Source organism: Chryseomicrobium sp. FSL W7-1435, assembly GCF_038595005.1.
Taxonomy (GTDB): Bacteria; Bacillota; Bacilli; order Bacillales_A; family Planococcaceae; genus Chryseomicrobium.
Window position 1 is genome coordinate 977,039 of sequence record NZ_CP151997.1, and the last position, 18,046, is coordinate 995,084.

Genomic DNA, 18,046 nt, shown 5'->3' on the forward strand with positions numbered 1-18,046 from the left:
CGAAGCTTTGCAACGGATCAAGCAATTGGCGGAAGAGATTTAGTAGGGACCATTAGCAAGAACGAACTACAAACCTAGGAATAAATGGGCAACTCCGCCGAGGCGGGGTTGCTTTTGTATTTAGCTTTTGTATTTTGGTCTTTTTCAATTGAAATCGGTTGTAAATATAGTGTTCGTCGCTCTAATGGGATTTTGCGTCGCTGTAATTTCCGCATTCGGCGCTCTAACCAAGATTTGCGTCGCTGAACCATGGCTAGAGGTTCCTTTCGTCGCTCTAATGGAATTTTGCATCGCTGTAATTTCCGCATTCGACGCTCTAGCCAAGTATTGCGTCGCTGAAGTTTAGAAATCAAAATGTGCCCCTGGCACTTTTTGGGGATAAACCTTATTTGCTGACATATAAGGTTTAAACTGCTTGGAAATCCTCTTTCTTGCTCAAAACATTAGAAAATGTAGCATCATAAGTTTTGCAAATCTACTCTCGTATAGATACCTAATTAATAAAACAAATTTTTAAAAAACTCTTGCAAAATGAAAACCCTTTCATTTATAATAACTACTAAGCAAGCAACTAAACCGGTTTAGTAAATCGATTTAGTCTAATTGGAGGAAGGCGTACATGAAGAAAATCACAATGATGGATGTAGCAAAAGAAGCAGGCGTATCCAAAAGTACGGTTTCGCAATATATAAACAATCGCTATGAATACATGTCTCATGAAACAAGAGAACGTATCGAACAAGCGATCAAAGACCTGGGCTATATTCCAAACTTCATTGCAAAAAGCCTGAAACAAAAAAAGACATCTACCATTGGTGTAATCGTTGCAAATATCTTACACGCGTTCTCTACAGAAATTATCCGGGCTATTGAAGATGTAGCTGGAGAACACAATATGCATGTATTTGTCTGTAACGCTGACGACAATCCTGAAAAAGAAAAAGACTACATCGAGATGCTTCTTGCTAAGCAAGTCGATGGTCTCATCATCTTGCCTACTGGCGGCAATATCGATCTGTACTGCTCGCTAAAAAAAATGAACTTTCCTATTGTCTTTATGGATAGAAAGATTCATCCGACATTGTATCCTACACTACTGCTTGATAACCATGCAGCAGCTGACATGGCGGTGTCACAATTAATTCTAGCAGGCAGCAAAAAAATCGGATTTATTAGTTCCACAATTCTTCCTCAAGTAACTCCTCGGATGGAGCGACTGGAAGGGTATCGCCACACATTGATGTTGAATGGATTAGAAGTCAATGAGCAGTGGATTGTCCAAGGTAAGGGAGAAGACATCCGACATCAACTCGTTGCACTTTTCAAAGATGGAAACTTTCCAGATGCGTTTTTCACAGGAAATGACCTTTCACTTATCGAATTATTGAAGTTTACAAAACAAAATAACTTGCAAATACCAGAAGACCTACGTGTTGTGACAATCGATGATTCCCCGTATCTCGATGCATTCACACCCTCCATCACAGTAGTCAAACAGCCTACATTTGAGATGGGCAGAGGAGCAGCAACGTTATTACTAAAATTGATCAAACACCCGATCTTCAAAGAAGAGTATGACGCGAAACGCTATTCGCCAACGCTGATTAAACGGGAATCCATACAAATGGAGCGAATGTAAATGCCAAAGGAAAAGAAAGTCCTCACGATTGGGGACGCAATGATTACGATGAACCCACTAACAACCGGGCCACTACGATATGTGTCGACGTTCGAGCGAAAAGTCGGTGGTGCAGAGTTAAACTTTGCAATCGGCTGCTCACGCCTTGGGGTAGATACAGCATGGGTCAGCCGCTTAGGAAATGATGAGTTTGGCCGTGTCATCTACAACTTTGCACGAGGAGAAGGCGTACAAATGTCGCATGTGGAATTTGTCGAAGGCCATCCGACATCCGTGAACTTCAAAGAGATCCGTGAAGACGGTTCAGGCAAGACATTTTATTACCGCACGAACTCACCTGTACTGACTTTCACAAAAGAGCAGTTTACAAAAGAGTTGTTTACAGGAATCGACGTCTTCCATATCTCAGGAGTATTCATGGCGATCGACCCACAGAATGTACTACTGATTCAACACCTTGTGAAACTTGCCAAAGAGTCGGGAGTGACGGTGTCATTTGATCCAAATCTTCGTTTAAAGCTTTGGACGATTGAACAAGCAAGAGAAGCTTATACACTTTTATGGCCATACATAGATATTGTCTTGACGGGATTAGAGGAAATCGAGTTATTGCTCGGTTACAGTGACCAAGACAGTTTAGCGACTTTCAGTGATCAACACCAGATCCAAGATTTCGTAATTAAAGACGGGGCAAACGGCTCGCATCTTTATTCAGATGGAAAATGGGTAACTGCGGAAGCATTTCCTGTTACTCCAATTGATACAGTTGGCGCAGGGGACGGATTCGACGCAGCTTATATTTATACCTCTCTGCAAAATCTTCCCGCATCTGAAAGACTGCGAGTGGCAAATGGTGCCGGAGCGCTAGTTACAACTGTGTCAGGAGATAATGAGGGATTACCTTATTTAGCAGAACTAAACCGGTTTATTAAAAGTGAATCGGTAATTGAACGGTAGGTGTTTAGATGAAAACGATTCAGACCATTGTTGATGAAATGAAAAAAGTCCTTTCTGAAGTTCACTCACAACAGTATCACCAACTCGTCGAATTGTTGCAGCAAGACAGACGCTTCTTTTTTACAGGAGAAGGTCGTTCTGGGTTTATTATGAAAGCGGTTGCGATGCGGATGATGCATGCTGAGAAAGAAGTGTATGTCGTTGGTGAAACGATTACTCCAGCTATTCGGAATGGAGATGTACTTATTGTATTGTCAGGTTCCGGCACTACCTCATCAAGTGTTCATAGTGCCACTCAAGCCAGCAAGTCTGGAGCCACCGTGTTTTTAGTAACTGCAGATGAAGATGTACTAGGAACAGCACCTTTTCTTCAAGGTCTTGTACTCCCAGCTGCAACCAAGTCTAAAAAACATGCACATCGTAAGACAATCCAGCCATTAGGCAACCAGTTTGACCAAGCAGCACACTTACTTTTAGATGCTGCCATTATCGATGCAATTGAAGGAACATCTTACGATTCGCTAAAAGACAACCATGCGAATCTGGAATAGGAGAGACAACAAATGACAACCGTAACTAAACCTCATCAAGAAGTGAAGGAACTAGCGATTTCTAAATTCGTAGCAGCAGGTGTATCTACCGAGCATGCTGAAAAAGTAGCGGACGTATTGATTCATGCCGACCTCCGAGGAGTCAACTCACACGGCGTGTTGCGCACCGAGCACTACGTGAACCGGATCAAAGCAGGCGGCATAAATCCGGTAGCTAAACCACTCTTTACCGCATCCGGCCCTGTCACTGGGACAGTCGACGGCAATGACGGATTCGGACATGTCAACGCAGACATCGCCATGGACCACGCAATCAACATGGCGAAAACAGCAGGAGTGGGCATGGTGACTGTCACTAATAGTAGTCACTGTGGCGCACTTAGCTATTTTGTGGAGAAAGCTGCAAATGAAAACTTGATTGGAATGGCAATGACCCATACCGATAAAATCATGGTACCGTTTGGTGGCCGAGAAGCGTTCTTAGGGACAAACCCAATCGCCTACGGTATTCCGGCACGAGACAACAAACCATTCATTCTTGACATGGCAACGTCCACAGTTGCGCTCGGGAAAATCCTTCAGCACCGAGAACTCGGAAAAGAAATTCCGGTAGGCTGGGGTGTTGATGAACAAGGAAACGCGGTGACGGATCCTCATGCAGTGACGGCATTGACACCATTTGGCGGTCCAAAAGGCTACGGATTATCGGTCATTGTGGATATCTTTTCTGGTCTACTTGCAGGGGCTGCATTCGGTCCGCACATCGCACCGATGTATGATGGGTTGGACCAGCCACGTAAACTTGGGCACTATGTCTGTGTAATCAATCCATCCTTCTTCACGTCTCTTGATGGCTTCCTTGATTCTATGGATCAGATGATGAATGAGCTTCGTCAAGTGGAACCGGCAGCAGGCTTTTCACAAGTTCTTGTCCCAGGAGAAATTGAGCAACAAAATGAAGAGCGGAGTTTGCAAGAAGGTATTACAATTGCATCTTCAGTTTACAAGTTTTTAGCAACGCCTTAACTAACGGTACTAAAGATTTTAGTATATAAATTACACTCTAAGGGGGATTTACACATGAAGAAATTTCGTTGGGTATCCGTACTCGCAGCTTCTGCTTTATTTTTAGGGGCTTGTGGGTCAGACAGCAGTTCACAAGGGGAAGAAGGCGTCGAGTCTGTAACATGGAAACTTGGCCACTTAGCCGATGAAAACCATATTTGGCACAAGACAGCTGAAGAGTTTGCTTCTCTAGTTGAAGAGAAAACAGACGGATCGATCACAATCAATATTTATCCAAGTAACTCATTAGGTGGAGAAACTGATACAATCAATGCTATTTCTGCTGGAACAGCAGATATGGTCATCTCTGGTGAAACACTTCAAAACTGGGCTCCTAAAGCAGCGTTAATGGCAACACCTTATGCATTCCGTGACTTAGAGCACGTACAAGCAGTAGTTGAAGGGGAAATCGGACAAGAAATCTCAGATGAAATCAATGAAAAAGCGGGCTTAACACCACTTTATTACCATACACGTGCACCACGTAACTTGACTTCAACTGAAAAAATTGAAACGCCTGCAGATTTGGCTGGATTTTCAATGCGTGTTCCAAACGTTCCTTTATTCTTAAGTGCTTGGGAAGCAGCTGGCGCTAAGCCACAAGTGATGGACTTCAATGAAGTATTCACAGGCATTCAGCAAGGCGTCATTAATGGTCAAGAGAACCCTGTAGATTTGATTCAAAGTGGAGCACTTTATGAAGTACAAAACTTTGTAAACCGTACAGAGCACGTTTACTCATGGATCTATGTACTTGTTGGAAATGCACAGTGGGAAGCTATTTCGGATGAGCAACGTGCAGCAGTCGAGGAAGCCGCTGCTGAAGCACAAGCTTTCGGGGAAGCACTTTATACAGAAGAAATCTCGAAAATTGAAGCAGCATTAGAAGAAGAAGGCATGGAGTTTGTCGATGTGGATCAAGATGCGTTCCGCGATGCGATGGTTCCAGCTGTTGAAAGCTTCTTAAGCGAAGAGCAGTTAGATCTATACAACCGTATTTTAGAAACTGAATAATTGGGAATGTAAAGGCACTTTGGACGATTGTCCTGTGCCTTTCCCTTTATATTTTAAGGAGGTACTCCCTATGGGCGTATTAAAATGGATCACTCGCATACTAGGATTACTAGCTGTACTCTGTCTCACAGGGTTGATTATTGTAGTTGCATTGCAAATTTTGTCTCGTTATTTGCCTTTATCCTATGTGTGGACGGAAGAACTTACACGCTACTTGTTCTTATATGCCATTGCATTTGCAGCACCGCTCGCTCTACTTCGCAACGAATACATCAACGTCGATCTGATTGTTACCCGATTCCCAGAGACGTTCCGCCGGTACTATGACATCGGCGTTTATGTAACCATTGCATTGATCAGTGCACTTTTGATCAAAGAGGGTTGGACATTTATTGAGATTGGCCGCGCGCAAATGTCTGCGACGATGCCATTCCAGATGTCAGTGATCCATGCCTCACTGTTTATCATGGGTGTCTTCTTATTAATCATGTCACTTGTTCGCATCGGATTTCTCTTCAAAAACAAGAAAAATCCATATGAAACGACATATGGAGGTGAGCTGTAATGGCATTGTTGTTATTTGGTAGTTTTATCATTTTAATTTTCCTAGGTGTTCCGATTGCGTTTAGTTTAGGGCTCTCTTCTGTCATCTATTTAATCGTCGCTGACATTCCACTCACAATTCTCCCGCAGCGTATGTTCGGAGGATTGAACTCGTTTGTTCTTCTCTGTATCCCAGGATTTATCTTGGCAGGGAACTTGATGAATGCAGGTGGAATCACAGACCGTATTATCGGATTTGCTGACAACTTACTTGGTCGTGTTCGTGGTGGTCTTGGTCTAGCAAACGTTGGTGCTTCGATGGGCTTTGCCGGAATTTCAGGCACAGCACTTGCAGACACGGCGAGTATTGGATCAATTTTAATTCCTGCGATGAAAAAGCAAGGATACGGTGCTGGGTTCTCAGTGGCTGTTACAGCTTCTTCATCAACAATTGGTGCGATTATTCCACCATCACTCCCAATGATTATTGTTGGTACACTTGCTTCACTGTCTATCGGTGACTTGTTCTTAGCCGGAACGATTCCTGGAATTCTTCTTGGGCTTGGCCTCATGATTCCAACGTATATCATCTCGGTAAAACGAAATTATCCAAAAGGTGAAAAGAAATCATTGAAAGAAATCTGGAAGAGTTTCACAGGTGCATTCTGGGCACTCTTTATGACGTTTATCATCTTGTGGGGGATTTTAGGTGGGTACTTCACACCGACAGAAGCTGCAATTGTGGCTGTTATTTATGCATTTATTATCGGTATTTTTGTTTACAGAGAGTTGCCAATCAAGAAGATTCCAGAGATCATGTTGTCGACGATGACTTCAACGGCTGCCATCATGTTACTCGTTGGGTTTGCCAATCTCTTTGGATGGATCATGGTCGCTGAGCGGATTCCACAAATGGTCGCGGACGCGATTCTAGGCATTTCTACAAATGGTGTGGTCGTAATTCTTCTTATCATCGTCTTATTATTGTTCGTAGGTACGTTCATGGAGACGATTGCGGGTCTTGTCATCTTGTTCCCGGTATTACTACCTGTTGCCGTGGAAGTTGGAATGGATCCGATCCAGTTCGGGGTTACAATGGTTCTTGCAATGATCATTGGAGTAGTGACGCCACCAGTAGGGGTCTGTCTGTTTGTCGCATCCCAGATAGGAAACGTCTCGATGGGACATGCCACACGAGAGTTGTTGCCATTCCTCTTAGTCAGCGTCATTGTGTTATTAATTGTGGCATTTGTACCGCAAGTCACGTTGTTCTTGCCAGGTCTATTTGAATAAGGAGGATACTCGCGTATGAACGCTATTCAAGTAAAAGAAGCGTATGATCTTCGCGTAGCACAATTAGAAATGCCTACATTAAAAAATCCAACTGATGTTGTAGTGAAAGTAAAACGAGCTGGAATTTGTGGGTCAGATATGCATATTTATCACGGAACAAACCCGCTTGCTACATATCCCCGTATTTTAGGGCATGAAATTGCTGGGGAAGTCGTCGAAGTAGGGTCAGATGTAGACGGACTAGTTGCCGGTGACCACGTAGTCGTTGAGCCAATCCGGTATTGCGGTACGTGCTATGCTTGCCGCAAAGGGCGTCCGAATGTATGTAAGGAGTTGTCGGTGTTTGGTGTCCATGAAGACGGGGGGATGCGCGAGTTTTTCGTCCTTCCTGCCCGCCAGCTCCATAAAGTGAATGCGGACTTGCCGTGGGAAGAAGTTGTTCTTGCCGAGCCGTATTCAATCGGAGCACAGGCCGTCTGGAGAGGCAATGTCGAGAGTGGTGACTTTGTCTTCATCCATGGATGCGGACCAATCGGAATCTGTATTTTGAAGATGGCAAAGCTTGCAGGTGCAACTGTGATGATGTCCGATCTCAAACAAGAGCGTCTTGCGTTTGCAAAAGCGAATGGTGCGGATTTTGTGGTCTCGCCATTAGAAGAAGATGTTCTGACGAAATTACTCGACGTGACAAACGGAGAAGGGGCAAACGTCGTCATTGATGCCGTGTGTTTACCACAGACCGTGGAGCAGTCCATTGATATGGCTTCAGTGGCTGGAACAATTGTTATCTTAGGATTTGATGAACGTCCTTCGAACATTCCGCAACTGCCGGTCACGAAAAAAGAATTGACGATCGTAGGGTCTCGTTTGCAGACAAACCAGTTTGCGAAAGTGGTCCGATTACTAAATGAAGGTAAGTTGAAAGAACAAGGGCTGATCACGCACCGCTTCTCAATTGAGCAAGCGCAACAAGCTTTCACCTTTGTTGAAAACAATCCAGATACCGTTCGGAAAGCTTTGATTGAGTTTTCATAACTGAGAGGAGGCAGACCATGGTAGCGAAGTATGAAACATTAGCAAAACTAAAAGAATTAAAAGTAGTTGCTGTCATACGCGGGGCATCATCGCAAGAGGCGATTGACGTATCTCGTGCAGCAGTAGCAGGCGGTTTGAAAGCCATTGAAGTGACGTATACAACACCGAATGTTGCGGAGGCTTTTCGTGCACTTCAAGATGAGGACTGTCTAGTTGGCGCTGGAACGGTCTTAGATTCAGAGACTGCAAGACACGCGATTTTGCACGGTGCACAGTTTGTCGTGAGCCCGCACTTCAATCCGGAAATCAGCGTAGTGTGTAACCGCTATGCAGTCCCTTATTTGCCAGGCTGTTTGACGATTAAAGAAATGATTGAGGCAGCCGAATACGGACACGAAGTCATCAAGTTGTTCCCAGCGAATAACTTTGAGCCATCCTTTATCGGTGCAGTCAACGGCCCACTTCCGCACCTACATATCATGCCAACAGGTGGCGTCAATCTAACATCGGCACGTTCTTGGTTAGACGCAGGTGCGTTTGCAGTCGGCGTCGGAAGTGACTTAACGAAAGCGTACCGCTCGGGTGGTGCGCAAGCAGTTACAGACCTTGCCAAAGAATATATGGCGGCAACTTCTAAGGAGGGTGAATGAAGCGATGAATATGACGTGGCGGTGGTATGGTCGTGGAAACGATCAGATTACTTTAGAACACATAAAACAAATTCCAAACGTAAAAGGCATTGTATGGGCACTTCACAATAAAGCAGCTGGCGAAGTATGGCCACTTGAAGAAATCAAAAGTGAAGTCGACTACATTCGTTCGCACGGATTCCACGCTGACGTTGTGGAGAGCGTAAATATTCACGATGCCATCAAGATTGGTTCCCCGGACAGAGATACGTATATCGAGAACTACAAACAGACGATTCGTCATCTAGGACAAGTTGGCGTAAAAGTCATTTGCTACAACTTCATGCCAGTGTTTGACTGGACACGTACGGATTTGTATCATCCGCTTCCGGACGGTTCTACTGCACTCTTTTATGAAAAGAGCAAAGTACATGACATCGAGCCTGCAGAGTTAATTGAAAAAATTGCTAGCTCTACGAAAATGACAATGCCAGGCTGGGAACCGGAACGACTTTCAAAGATTCAAGAGCTATTTGATGCCTATGCAGACGTCACAGAAGATGACTTGTGGGAAAACTTAGCGTACTTCTTGAATGCAATTCTTCCTGTTTGTGAAGAAGAAGATATTCAAATGGCGATTCATCCGGATGATCCACCATGGTCCATCTTTGGTTTGCCACGTATCATGACGAGCGGCGACAGTTTGAAGCGTTTACTCGAGATTTCCGATTCCAAAGCAAATGGCATCACGTTCTGTACAGGTTCACTTGGTGCAAATCCTTCTAATGATATGGTAGCACTTGCGCATCAGTTCTTGGCACGCTCACCTTTCTCACATTTACGCAACGTTAAGATTTATGAGAACGGAGACTTCATCGAAACGTCTCATTTTACATCAGACGGTTCTGTTGATCTAACAAATGTTGTGCGTGAAATGGCAGATCAAGGTTTCACGGGTTACGTGCGTCCAGATCATGGGCGTCATTTATGGAATGAGGAAGGTCGTCCAGGTTACGGTTTATACGACCGCGCGCTTGGCGTCATGTATTTGAATGGTCTCTGGGATGCGTATCAAGCGCGGAAGCAGGAGGTCTAACCATGTACAAGCATGAAAATTTAAGAGGCCGCACTGCTGTCATAACAGGTGGAAGTGGCGTTTTATGTTCTGCCATGGCAAAAGAACTTGCAAAACAAGGCGTTCGTATTGCGCTCGTCAACCGTACGATTGAAAAAGGGCAGGTTATTGCCGATGAAATTCGAGCGTCGGGTGGGGATGCGGTTGCTTATTCTGCAGACGTTTTGGACCGGGCATCTCTTGAAGCTGTTCGCGACCAAGTGATCTCTGCGTTTGGACAAGTAGATATTTTGATCACGGGAGCTGGTGGTAATCAACCGGCCGCTACTACGACGAACGAGGTATTTGGAGAAGGCGATGCCACGCAATCATTTTTCGATATGGATGCCCAAGCTTTTTCTAAAGTGTTCGACTTAAATTTTACAGGCACATTTTTAACTTCTCAAGTATTCGGAAAAGAGTTGCTAAAGTCTGATAACCCTGTCATCTTGAATATTTCTTCGATGAGTGCGTATTCGCCGATGACCAAAGTTCCTGCTTACAGTGCTGCAAAAGCATCTATTAACAATTTCACGATGTGGATGGCTGTTCATTTTGCGGAAGCAGGCCTGCGCGTCAACGCCCTTGCACCAGGCTTCTTCTTGACCGAGCAAAATCGTAAGCTTTTAACAACTGAAGATGGAAGTTTGACAGAACGTTCACATAAGATAATGACGCATACGCCAATGCGCCGGTTTGGTAACCCTGAAGATTTGATTGGAACGATGCTCTGGCTTGTCGATGAGTCTTATTCTGGCTTCGTCACAGGAGTAACTGTACCTGTCGATGGCGGCTTCATGGCCTATTCGGGAGTCTAGTTTTGAGACTCCAATTGGCTCTTGACCGCCTGACACGTGAAGAGTGTTTTTCATTGATTCAAGAAACTGCTGAGTTCGTTGATATCGTTGAAATTGGAACTGGTGTCATCAAAGAATACGGGATGGCAATTGTGCGAGACATTCATAAGCAATTTCCAGATAAACCTCTCTTAGCAGACATGAAAACATGCGATGCAGGTAGACACGAAGCGTACCAAGCATTTGGAGCCGGTGCAACTTTCGTTACTGCAATGGCATTTGCCGCGGACCAAACAATTAAAGATATGTTACTTGTTGCGAAAGAGTTTGACGGCGAAGTCGTTATCGACCTTTTAAATTGTTCGGATCCCGACAGAGTTCGATCACTTTATGAGCTCGGTGCACGTCATTTCTGTCTTCATATCGGCAAAGACATGCAATCTAAAGGTGACACTTCCGTTCTTGCACAGTTCAATTTAGTAAGTGGTTTAGATGACGGAACTATCTACATAGCAGGTGGTATCACCTTAGAAAGTGCTGGTCGTATTGACCATAGACTTATCGATGTAGCTATAGTGGGAAGTGGAATAACCGCTGCAGATAATCCGCGGGCTGCGGCTAAGTCAATTCACAGTGTAATAAAGAGTAAATCCTAGATAACTATGTAACCCAGTAGGTGGCAGGTATTGTATGGTGATATTCTCGTTTAAATAATTGGCGTATCAAGAGGTATTACAATGCAATTTAGAAACAAACGAGCAACTCCGCTGAGGCGGGGTTGCTTTTGTATTTAGTTTTTGGATTGTGCCTTTTTCAATTGAAATCGGTTGTAAATATAGTATTCGTCGCTCTAATTGGATTTTACGTCGCTGTAATTTCTGCTTTCTTCGCTTTCATCGAGATTTGCGTCGCTCGATCGTGGAGACAAGGTCCTATCGTCGCTCTAATTGGATTTTACGTCGCTGTAATTCCGCAATCGACGCCTTAATGAGTCTTTGCGTCGCTGAATCAAGGGGACAGGGCTCTTTCGTCGCTCAAATTGAATTTTACGTCGCTGTAATTTCCGCAATCGACGCTCTAGCCAAGTATTGCGTCGCTCGATCGTGGAGACAAGGTCCTTTCGTCGCTCTAGTGGAATTTTGCGTCGCTGTAATTTCCGCAATCGACGCTCTAGCCAAGTGTTGCGTCGCTGAATCAAGGGGACAGGGCTCTTTCGTCGCTCTAGTGGAATTTTGCGTCGCTGTAATTTCCGCAATCGACGCCTTAATGAGTCTTTGCGTCGCTAAATCAAGGGGACAGGGCTCTTTCGTCGCTCTAGTGGAATTTTACGTCGCTGTACTTTCCGCATTCGACGCCTTAATGAGGGTTTGCGTCGCTGAATCAAGGTGACAGGGCTCTTTCGTCGCTCAAATGGAATTTGGCGTCGCTGTACTTTCCGCATTCGACGCTCTAGCCAAGTATTGCGTCGCTGAAGAGCTAAACTCAAGGGTTTTAGACTCCGAAGTACGAGAAATCCACTTTTAAGTGTGGTACTGAAAAAATGAACTTGATCCTATTTCCACAACCCTAAAGACCGGTCTTGAAACCACTGGGCTGGTCGTTTTGAGAGTAAAACGAGTTTTCCGGAAGAGGAAATCGGGGAAAGATGTATAAGGGACTGCCTATATTTAGAAGCAATAAAAACGGATCTATATTAAAATAGAACTAGTTTCTAGTAGGAATTCACATTATTATAAGAGTACTAATAAAAATAGTAACTACTAACAACAAGAATCAAGTGATTGAGGTGAAATAGAATGGAGTATTTCAGAACGTACTTACCTGAGATGTTAGAAAAGTTGGAAAGCATCGTCAATATCGATAGTGGTTCTAGATACAAAGCTGGTGTGGATGAAGTGGGAAGACGACTCGGTGAAGAGTATAAGAAACTGGGGTTCACTGTGGACGTTCATGAAAACAAGAAGCTCGGCAACAATTTAGTCATTCGACATCGAGAGGCTGCCGACCCGAAAGTGTTACTGATTGCGCATATGGATACCGTGTTTCCACAAGGTACGGCCAAAGAACGCCCGTTTCATATCAAAGGCGACTATGCGTATGGGCCGGGTGTTGCTGACATGAAAGCCAGTCAGATTAGTCTGCTGTATGCGATGAAATTTATTCATCAAACCGAGCCGGAAACATTACACAATGTGGTGATCATATTAAATGCGGATGAAGAGATTGGTTCTCGTACGTCTCGCAAATTGATTGAGAAATGGAGTCGTACTGTCGACTATGCACTTGTGATGGAGCCTGCTCGAAAGGATGGCTCTGTCGTTTCGTCTCGTCGTGGTGGCGGCCGTTATATCATGCGTGTTCAAGGAAAATCAGCTCATTCCGGAGTGGCGCCTCAAGACGGCATCAGTGCGATTCAGGAACTGGCTTACAAAATCACCAAGCTTAATAAGCTTACTGATCATGCCAAGGGTATTTCGGTTAGCGTCGGGAGAATAGAGGGTGGCAAATCAATCAATGTCATTCCGGATTCTGCGACTGGGTACATCGATATTCGTGTCCAGACGAAGAAGCAGGGGCGCGAAGTAATGGAACAAATCGAGGAGATTGGTGCAAAACCAGATTTGGAAGGCACGAGTATTGATTTAGAAGGCGGCATCAATCGACCGCCAATGGAGTTCAATGCAAAGAACAAAAATCTGCTTGAAATCATTCAGTCGGTGGGGGAGAAACACGGGATTACCGTCACCAACACTCATACTGGTGGTGGCTCAGATGCCTCGTTCCCTTCCTATATGGGAGTGGCGACAATCGACGGCATGGGACCTATTGGTGATAAACTTCACAACGAAGGCGAAAATATTCTGGTCTCGTCTATACCAGAGCGTACTTTGCTGTTGGCGGAGACGATTCGAGAGTTGTCGAGATAGGTTTTTAGGGGTATCAGTTTTATAAACGATAGGGGGTACCCACTAGCGTTGCACGAATTGAAATAAATATTTAAATAGTAAAATAATTGAAGCGATTTTTTTGCTTTTAGATTAAAAAAAGGAACAGGGGTCTAAAAGTTAGTCAGTTCCCATTTTTTAACTATTATGATTTGGTGTTTCTTTGACTCTTTTTGGACTCAAAATGTTCTTTGGACAAGGGACGGACGGCTACTGCGAAGCCTCCGTAGTCAATCTTCTTCTCTGTTCGAACAGTGATCTTTTGTCTTCCACGACTTGGTTTTTTGACTCTCAAAAGCCATTCCCTTAGGGAATGTATCGATCGAAACAGAAAAGTCCTTATTTTTCGGAAGAAGCTCCATGTCGTCTTATCACTTGCTTCTGCTACATGCATGATTTCTGCCAGTGCGTATGTGATGAGAGAAATATAGAGCTGATTCCAAATTCCGGTCGGTGAGAACGATAGAATATGATCGAACTTCACATGCTGCTTGATCCATTTGAAAAAGAGCTCGACCTGCCATCGTGACTTGTAAACATCTAGAACCTCCTGTTCAGTCAAGTCCAAACGACTTGTCATCAAGTGGTAGACACTTCCTTTATCATCTACGAACTCAATGTACCGTAACGGTTTTTTATGTGTCTTCATTGACACTTTCTCATTCCTCAGCACCTGTGGGTGCTGGGGAGCATATGAGATAAGGGTCTCAAAAGTAAACTTATATTGCACTCGGACGACAAAATCGATTCCCCGTTCGAGCCAACCGCCCATCTTGGTTTTGTGCCCGTAGCCACGGTCCATCACGTAGAGAGTGTCGTTGTCTGTCACGAGATGATTCACCATCTCGATATCCGAGATGTTTCCAGTAGACATCATTACCTTCTCGGGATAGATGCTGTTGGCATTGGCCACTGCAACTTTCACATGCATCTTTACTCCAGCGCTGTCTTTCGAGATAGCGGCCCATTTCATTGTCTGAACAGGTACCTTGATATGTGTACCATCGATGATACTCAACATACCAACCCGCTCGAGAGGGCCACTTCGATTTTTTTGGAATCGCCAATAAGTATCGGCAATTCGATGAAAAAGGTCCGCTAGATGATAGGTATTCAAATCGCGCAGGCGTCGACTAAACTGCGACGGGCTGAACGAATTGATCCCGAGAAGTTGTTGAAGCTCTGGATTGGCCGCGAGGCCATCTGCCATTTCACGATAAGAGTCCCATTTTGAGAGCTTTGCTGTAATGAAAAACTTTACAAGGTCTAAATCGCATATCTTTTGGTTCCGATAATTCCAGATGATATCCGCCAAAATATTAGTCGGTAGATAACTGAGGTATTGACGTAGTGTGGTTTCTTGGTCTACACTTTTCATGAGCTACTCCTTTTGTAAGTGTTGGGAACTGACCAAGTTTCCTACTCCTTACAATAGGAGTTTTTCTTTTTTTGAGCAAGATATATAAACGAATAAAAGATGAATATTTAAGTGTAATTCCAGCATATTACAGTCATGCAACGCTAGTGAGGGGGTACCTGTGCGCTGAACTATTCAATACAATTTGCATAAACGAAGGAGCAACCGCGACACCATGCGGTTGCTCCTTATTTTTTATGCAATTGTCGTGCATAGTCAGAATTGTTCAGCGCACAGGTACCTTAGAGGGAAATAATGGAAATCCCACTATTTTACTTATTCATCTTTTCAGTCGATGTGTTTTCAATGTGCCAAGTGAAGGTCTGCTTGCCTAACAAGCTGTCGGTTTTCTCGTCATCGGCTTCATGGGGATCTTCTTCCGCGAGAAAACGATTGTTCAATACAAATTCGCAATATCCTGCATGGGTCATAGAATACGGGAATGGCATTAGGCGGGGCAGGAGGTCGATGTCGAGAAAACGTGGCATATTTGTTCGTAGACCAGCATAGAAGGGGTAAGAGCTGTAAGGATAATCAGAGAGGTTGTCTACCATAGGGTTCGCTGTCTCTAGCGGATTTCTGTGAATGTAGCCACTGGTATGCAGCAAATCAGCAAACGTCGGTGCACCTTTCGACCAGTATCTCCGCTGATAGATGCGGCCCACGTGACCGCGGCTGTGGCGGTATACATCACTGTACCTTCTATTGACGAGGCGCATAATACGACTGATGTCTCCGGACTCGGCACGGATCAGCACATGGTAGTGGTTTGACATGAAGCAGAACGCCAGCATCCGAAAAGGGTACTTGTCGTACGCATAGTCGAACGCTCGCATCAGCTCGCGCATGTCTGCGGGCGATTCAAAGATAAACCTGCGATTGTTGCCTCTTAAAGTACAATGATAAAAAATGTTCGGATTGAATTCCTTCTTTTTTCGTGGCAATTGACCCACTCCTTTACCCAAGATACGACCACCGTATCACAGAAAAAAACTGTGTGCACATCAAATAAAATAGTGATTTGGGTGACTGTTCGGTAGCAAAATGAAATTGTTTGAAGGGCATATTTGGTATTAGAAACTACTAAATTAGTGCTCTAAAACGTTGATAAATGACGTTTTATTTATGCATATCAGATTGCTTGGGCTTAACCATGAGGGATTGACAAAATTTAAAATTTATTTGAAAAACCTAATGCCTTCATATTTACATTACCTGGTACTGCACCTATAGATTCTTTGCGCTCTACTTGATCTTCAAGCAACGTCTACTCGAACACCAAAATCTTATTCTCCTGCAGGTGGAAATCCTTGTACTCTCTTGTAATGTGGTAGTCCGGGTGCTCTCTGGACAGGTAGATTCGTTCCACCACCTTGTCCTCATTCACAAGAATGAGTAAGAACCGACTTTCCGGAACATCAATACCTAAAAGCGAAAATCGAGAAGTGATGTTCAGTGACTCTTTTATTGGACCGCTGGTTGAATAGGGTCCAAATACACCAGCTTCTGTCCACTCAAGATTCGTCAGTTCGGTCAAATCAATTTCTGTTTCACCTCGTTGAATTAATGCATGTATTTCTTTAGCTGAGAGTGGGTCTATACTATTTTGATAGGACCAAAAAAGAAAGGGTATCCTAAAATTAGCGAAAAAATAAGTAAGTTACGGTTTTTTTTCATCGGATTCTCCTAACTATTTACGTTCTATTTACTAGTAATAATCTTGAGATGTTTAGTACCAGTATTTGGTTCCTCTGTTTGAAATTCCTTTTATGGTACCTGTGCATCAAACAATTCAGCACAATTTGCATAAATGAAGGAACAACCGCAACGCCTTGCGGTTGCTCCTGCCTATTTATGCAATTGTCGTGCATAATCAGAATTGTGTAGTGCACAGGTACCCAAAAGGGACAACCACAGCTAATTGGAATAGGAGCTAAAAAAGAAAAAATATGGTAGAATGAAGAGTAGTGAAAACGGACGATAAGAATAAAATAAACTATTAATCATATGGAGGTTCTACTATTAACACAATCGGATTTGTTATAAGTCATAAGAACAATGAAAAAAGAAGAGCGCTATTGCCAAAGGATTTAACACAAGTGAAATTTAAAGAGCAGTTATTTTTTGAAGAAGGCTATGGTCTCGATTTAGGCTATTCTGACGAAGAGTACCTTGCTCATGGTGTCCAAATCGCTTCTCGCGAGCGAGTGCTAGAGTGTGACGCAATCGTCGACGTAAAACTAGGAGATGCTGATTATTTCGATCAAATCCCACCTGGCAAGTTACTAATCGGTTGGGCACATGCTGTACAGGATATTAAATTCACGGATGCTGTGTTGGCAGGAAATCACACGGTTGTGGCTTGGGAAGAAATGTTTGATGGCGGTCGCTACATTTTCTATCGTAACAGAGAAATTGCGGGCGAAGCAGCTATCCTTCAAGCTTACCAATACTGTGGCAAGATGCCATACGAAACCAAAGTAGCGATTCTTGGGAACGGGCATACTGCAAAAGGTGCTCTTCGCATTCTTCATGGACTTGGCGCCGATGTTGATGTTTACGGTAGAAGATTAGAATCTCTTTTCAGAAAAAACATGAACAACTATGATGTTCTCGTGAACTGTGTCATGTGGGATACGAGCAGAACTGATCGCATCATTTACAAAGAAGATTTAAAAGACCTGAAAAAAGGTGCCATGATTGTCGACGTGAGCTGTGATCCGAATCTAGAGATCGAGACGTCACGTCCTTCTAGCATTGATGATCCCGTCTATACAGTGGATGGAGTCATTCATTACACGGTCGACAACACGCCAGCTATGTTCCCGCATACGGTAACAAAAGTGCTAAGCGAAGGATTCTCTGAAATGGTTGATATGTTTACAGAAGGTAAGGATGGTTGGACAGATATGGTCCGTGAAGCCATCGTTATCGAAAATGGCCACATTCTTGATAAGCACATCATTGAATTCCGCGAAGCTCGTGGCTTGTTGGTGAAATAATCACTTTTACTTTTTAAGGTACCTGTGCACCGAACAATTCAGCAC

At 43.9% G+C, this 18,046-nt stretch carries 17 protein-coding genes; 14 read left to right on the forward strand and 3 right to left on the reverse strand.

Annotation, left to right across the window (positions count from 1 at the left end):
- The first annotated feature begins 619 nt into the window (after positions 1 to 619).
- The 13 genes from MKY84_RS05085 (at position 620) to MKY84_RS05145 (ending at position 13,564) form a co-directional block, all read left to right on the forward strand.
- A complete protein-coding gene (locus tag MKY84_RS05085) occupies positions 620 to 1,639 on the forward strand; it encodes a substrate-binding domain-containing protein (protein ID WP_342528222.1) in 1,020 nt (339 codons plus the stop codon).
- Positions 1,640 to 2,596, forward strand: coding sequence for a sugar kinase (locus MKY84_RS05090; protein WP_342528224.1), 957 nt, complete (start codon positions 1,640 to 1,642; stop codon positions 2,594 to 2,596).
- Between the two features lie 8 nt (positions 2,597 to 2,604).
- A complete protein-coding gene (gene hxlB, locus MKY84_RS05095) occupies positions 2,605 to 3,147 on the forward strand; it encodes a 6-phospho-3-hexuloisomerase (protein WP_342528225.1) in 543 nt (180 codons plus the stop codon).
- Positions 3,148 to 3,159: 12 nt separating this feature from the next.
- Positions 3,160 to 4,173 (forward strand): ureidoglycolate dehydrogenase, encoded by a 1,014-nt coding sequence (gene allD, locus MKY84_RS05100; protein WP_342528228.1) that lies wholly within the window; start codon positions 3,160 to 3,162, stop codon positions 4,171 to 4,173.
- Positions 4,174 to 4,227: 54 nt separating this feature from the next.
- The gene (locus MKY84_RS05105; RefSeq protein WP_342528229.1) at positions 4,228 to 5,226 is read left to right on the forward strand and encodes a TRAP transporter substrate-binding protein; all 999 of its coding nucleotides are present in this window, start codon (positions 4,228 to 4,230) and stop codon (positions 5,224 to 5,226) included.
- Between the two features lie 70 nt (positions 5,227 to 5,296).
- Positions 5,297 to 5,791 carry a TRAP transporter small permease gene (locus MKY84_RS05110; protein ID WP_342528232.1) on the forward strand — a complete coding sequence of 165 codons (495 nt, stop codon included), beginning with the start codon at positions 5,297 to 5,299 and terminating at the stop codon, positions 5,789 to 5,791.
- Positions 5,791 to 7,062 carry a TRAP transporter large permease gene (locus tag MKY84_RS05115; protein ID WP_342528233.1) on the forward strand — a complete coding sequence of 424 codons (1,272 nt, stop codon included), beginning with the start codon at positions 5,791 to 5,793 and terminating at the stop codon, positions 7,060 to 7,062. The genes MKY84_RS05110 and MKY84_RS05115 overlap by 1 nt, the downstream gene beginning before the upstream one ends.
- Before the next feature lie 15 nt (positions 7,063 to 7,077).
- Positions 7,078 to 8,097: a zinc-binding alcohol dehydrogenase family protein gene (locus tag MKY84_RS05120; protein WP_342528234.1), complete on the forward strand. Its 1,020-nt coding sequence runs from the start codon at positions 7,078 to 7,080 to the stop codon at positions 8,095 to 8,097.
- A gap of 17 nt (positions 8,098 to 8,114) precedes the next feature.
- Positions 8,115 to 8,747, forward strand: a complete 633-nt coding sequence (locus MKY84_RS05125) for a bifunctional 2-keto-4-hydroxyglutarate aldolase/2-keto-3-deoxy-6-phosphogluconate aldolase (RefSeq protein ID WP_342528235.1) — start codon at positions 8,115 to 8,117, stop codon at positions 8,745 to 8,747.
- Between the two features lie 4 nt (positions 8,748 to 8,751).
- Positions 8,752 to 9,822 (forward strand): mannonate dehydratase, encoded by a 1,071-nt coding sequence (gene uxuA, locus MKY84_RS05130; RefSeq protein WP_342528236.1) that lies wholly within the window; start codon positions 8,752 to 8,754, stop codon positions 9,820 to 9,822.
- A 2-nt stretch (positions 9,823 to 9,824) separates the two neighbouring features.
- Complete coding sequence (locus tag MKY84_RS05135; RefSeq protein WP_342528238.1) at positions 9,825 to 10,658, forward strand: SDR family oxidoreductase; 834 nt, start codon at positions 9,825 to 9,827, stop codon at positions 10,656 to 10,658.
- Between the two features lie 2 nt (positions 10,659 to 10,660).
- The gene (gene hxlA / locus MKY84_RS05140; RefSeq protein WP_342528240.1) at positions 10,661 to 11,293 is read left to right on the forward strand and encodes a 3-hexulose-6-phosphate synthase; all 633 of its coding nucleotides are present in this window, start codon (positions 10,661 to 10,663) and stop codon (positions 11,291 to 11,293) included.
- Between the two features lie 1,140 nt (positions 11,294 to 12,433).
- Positions 12,434 to 13,564 carry a M20 family metallopeptidase gene (locus MKY84_RS05145; RefSeq protein ID WP_342528241.1) on the forward strand — a complete coding sequence of 377 codons (1,131 nt, stop codon included), beginning with the start codon at positions 12,434 to 12,436 and terminating at the stop codon, positions 13,562 to 13,564.
- A 163-nt stretch (positions 13,565 to 13,727) separates the two neighbouring features.
- Here MKY84_RS05145 and MKY84_RS05150 read toward each other — a convergent pair whose 3' ends face one another.
- From MKY84_RS05150 to MKY84_RS05160, 3 genes are all read right to left on the reverse strand, one after another.
- Positions 13,728 to 14,960 carry an IS4 family transposase gene (locus MKY84_RS05150; RefSeq protein WP_342528242.1) on the reverse strand — a complete coding sequence of 411 codons (1,233 nt, stop codon included), beginning with the start codon at positions 14,958 to 14,960 and terminating at the stop codon, positions 13,728 to 13,730.
- A 311-nt stretch (positions 14,961 to 15,271) separates the two neighbouring features.
- Positions 15,272 to 15,943 carry a transposase gene (locus MKY84_RS05155; protein WP_342528243.1) on the reverse strand — a complete coding sequence of 224 codons (672 nt, stop codon included), beginning with the start codon at positions 15,941 to 15,943 and terminating at the stop codon, positions 15,272 to 15,274.
- A 323-nt stretch (positions 15,944 to 16,266) separates the two neighbouring features.
- Positions 16,267 to 16,536: a hypothetical protein gene (locus MKY84_RS05160; RefSeq protein ID WP_342528244.1), complete on the reverse strand. Its 270-nt coding sequence runs from the start codon at positions 16,534 to 16,536 to the stop codon at positions 16,267 to 16,269.
- A 484-nt stretch (positions 16,537 to 17,020) separates the two neighbouring features.
- Between MKY84_RS05160 and MKY84_RS05165 the strand changes: the two genes are divergently transcribed.
- On the forward strand, positions 17,021 to 18,001 hold the full coding sequence (locus MKY84_RS05165; RefSeq protein ID WP_342528853.1) for a N(5)-(carboxyethyl)ornithine synthase: 981 nt from the start codon (positions 17,021 to 17,023) through the stop codon (positions 17,999 to 18,001).
- The last annotated feature ends 45 nt before the right edge of the window (positions 18,002 to 18,046 follow it).